4 protein-coding genes are annotated in these 2,722 nt (G+C 72.9%); 1 reads left to right on the forward strand and 3 read right to left on the reverse strand.

Features of this window, described 5'->3' with window-relative positions; translation table 11 throughout:
• A partial coding sequence (locus G6019_RS13275; protein WP_241726046.1) for a phosphodiesterase occupies positions 1 to 659 on the forward strand: 659 nt, incomplete at its 5' end.
• 14 nt (positions 660 to 673) lie between these two features.
• Here G6019_RS13275 and G6019_RS13280 read toward each other — a convergent pair.
• From G6019_RS13280 to G6019_RS13290, 3 genes are all read right to left on the reverse strand, one after another.
• On the reverse strand, positions 674 to 1,597 hold the full coding sequence (locus G6019_RS13280; protein ID WP_206681831.1) for a siderophore-interacting protein: 924 nt from the start codon (positions 1,595 to 1,597) through the stop codon (positions 674 to 676).
• Positions 1,594 to 2,487 (reverse strand): ABC transporter ATP-binding protein, encoded by an 894-nt coding sequence (locus tag G6019_RS13285; protein WP_375539767.1) that lies wholly within the window; start codon positions 2,485 to 2,487, stop codon positions 1,594 to 1,596. Before G6019_RS13285 ends, G6019_RS13280 begins: the two co-directional genes overlap by 4 nt.
• A partial coding sequence (locus G6019_RS13290; RefSeq protein ID WP_182627779.1) for an iron chelate uptake ABC transporter family permease subunit occupies positions 2,487 to 2,722 on the reverse strand: 236 nt, incomplete at its 5' end. The genes G6019_RS13290 and G6019_RS13285, both read right to left, overlap by 1 nt.

A 2,722-nucleotide genomic window follows, 5' to 3' on the forward strand; every position in this document is an offset into this window, starting at 1 on the left:
CCGTGACGCCGTCCACGGAGCTGGCCCTGCGCCCGACGCCCGTCGCCGGAATGGTCGGCTCGACACTCGGGGTCGCGGCGGCCGTGACGCGTCTGGTCCGCCCCAAGGCCCTACACCCCCGGGGCGTCGTCGCGCACGCGACTCTGAGCGTCACCGGGGTGGGACGGACGGGTTCGCCGCTCCTGGACATCACGGGCAGGTGGCCCGCGACGGTCCGGTTCTCCCGCGCCGTGGGGCTGCCGGACATCGTCCCCGACGTCGGCGGCATGGCCATCCGCGTCCACGCGGATGGTCCGGTGGACATCCTGCTCGCCAGCACGGGAATGGGCCCGCTCACCCGCTATGTGCTCACCGCGGGATGGCGGACGACCGGCCGCACCATGACGTCGATGTTCCCCGTGCGGATCGCGGGCCGCCAGTTGTTGCTGGCCGCGATCCCCACGGGCGACGGCGGCACGTGGACGCTCCAGCACGCCACCCCGCTGGGCAGGTGGGCGACCCTCGGTCGACTGTCGGTCGACACCTGGGAGGACGACGACGAGAACCTCCACTTCGACCCGGTGGTGAACCGGCTGCCCGGATCGCGGTATCCGCGCCTGCTCGGCGCCCTACGACACCCATCGTATCCCGCGCCCGACGAGGGCCCGGAGGCGACCTGAACGGTCGCTTCGAGTCACGACTCGGCTGCGCCCCGGCGCCAGTACCCCATGAACGACACGGCCCGCTTGGGCATCCCCGCCCCGTCGACGGCGAGCCGTCGCATCGCCCGGACCAGTGATGCCTCCCCGGCCAGGAACACGTAGGGATCCCCGGCGGAGATCGTGGTGGCGGTCTGCCACTCCCGCTCGGCGGGGCGGCGTCCGTCGAGGACCGACTCGACGCACTCCTGACCCACGCCCAACACTCCGGCCAGGTGGTGTACCAGCGAGTGCCCCCGCTCGCCGGACCTCGCCAGGATCGTGACCGACTCGGGCGCCTCGGCCGACAGCGCGACCACGTCGGCCGAGGTCGGCACCTCGATCACGACGCGGACGTCCCTCACCCCGCGCGGTTCCGCGGCGAGCTCTTCGGCGATCGACAACAGGGCCGGCGCCGCGGTCTCGTCTCCCGCACACACGACCCGACCTGCGGCCCCCGGGTTCCACGCCGCCCACGGTGCGTGTCCGAGCCCCGGACCGGCGATGTGCACGGTGTCCCCGGCCCGGACCGACCGAGCCCACCCCGACCCCGGTCCCTCGTCCGCTCCGGGATGGACCACCACGTCCACGGTCAGTGCGGGGACCTGCGCGCCGTCGAGGGTCATCGTGTCGGCCCGACGCACGGTGTAGGTCCGCATCCACCCACGGTCCTCCTCGGGCAGGGCCAGCCAGTCGCGGATGCCGTCCGGGTCGGGGACGATCCCCTGCCCGACCGGCGGGGGGACGAACACCTTGAAGTACGCGTCGCGCACCGTCCCCGGGTCCACCACCTCCCGCGACCACCTGGTCAGGTCCGGGCCGGCCAACACCAATCGGAGGAACGACTCCCCCAGCGCACGTACCCGGACCACCCTGGTCTGCGCGACGAGGGTCGGAGCCTCCACGGCCATCGCTGTCATGCTGTCCCCTTTCGTCGTCCCCGCGGCAGTACCACGGGATGGCCGGTGAGCGGGTCGCTGATGATGTCGGCCTCCAGATCGAACACCCGGCGCAGGGTCTCGGGGTTGATCACCTGATCGGGCGGCCCCGCGGCCACCACCCCACCCTCGGCCACGGCCACCAGGTGGTCGGCCACGCGGGCGGCCAGGGTGAGTTCGTGCAGGACCGCGACCACCGTGCGGCGGCCCGGCACGGGGATACCCGGTTCCGGCTCGTGCCCGGCTGGCAACGGGAGATCTCGGACCAGGTCCAACACGTCCATCTGGTGAGCCAGATCGAGGAACGAACACGGCTCGTCCAGGAGCAGGGTCGGAGTCGCCTGCGCGAGTACCAGCGCCACCCATACCCGCTGCCGTTGGCCGCCGGAGAGCTCGTCGACGCGACGATGGGCGAAGCCCGACGTGCCCGTCAGTGCCAGTGCCTCCGCGACAGCGGGCTCGTCCTGGTCCCCGGGCCCCCACCAGCGTCGGTGCGGATGGCGCCCGCGCGCCACCAGCTCGGCCACGGTGAGCCCCTCCGGGACCAGCGGGGACTGCGGGAGGAACGCCACCGACCGGGCGTGCTCGCGAGCCCTGACCCCGGCCAGATCCCGCCCGGCCACCTCGATCGATCCGGCCAGGGGGGCGAGCTGTCGGCCCAGAGCCCGGAGGATCGTGGACTTTCCGCACCCGTTGGCCCCGATGAACACCGTGGTACGACCGCTGGGAATGTCCAGGTCCAGGTCGCGGATCACGGGGGCGGTCCCGTACCCCAGCGTCAGCCCGCGAAGGCGGAAGGCGGGATCAGGCTCGGCTGAGACACCGTGCGGCATCGTCGTGGCGCCGGGGGTGACGTGGGTGGTGATACTCATCAGGCGACCTTTCGGGAGCGCAGGAGGATCCAGAGCATGGCGGGGGCACCGAGCGCGCCGGTCACCACGCCGGTGGGCAGGTCCACCGTGGCCAGGGCCTCGGAGGCGACGATGTCGGCGACCACCACGATCACCGCACCGGTGAGTGCGGCGGCCACGATGTGGGGACGTCCGCGGCCGAGGGCGGTGGCGATCGGCGTGGACAACAGGGCCACGAAGGCGAGCGGACCCGCCA

Source organism: Dietzia sp. DQ12-76 (genome assembly GCF_014145045.1).
Classification (GTDB): Bacteria; Actinomycetota; Actinomycetes; order Mycobacteriales; family Mycobacteriaceae; genus Dietzia.

Excerpts from the sequence above, each read along its gene's own strand:
- G6019_RS13280 (WP_206681831.1), bottom strand. The coding sequence starts at position 1,597 with ATGACAGCGATGGCCGTGGAGGCTCCGACCCTCGTCGCGCAGACCAGG.
- G6019_RS13285 (WP_375539767.1), bottom strand. The coding sequence starts at position 2,487 with ATGAGTATCACCACCCACGTCACCCCCGGCGCCACGACGATGCCGCAC.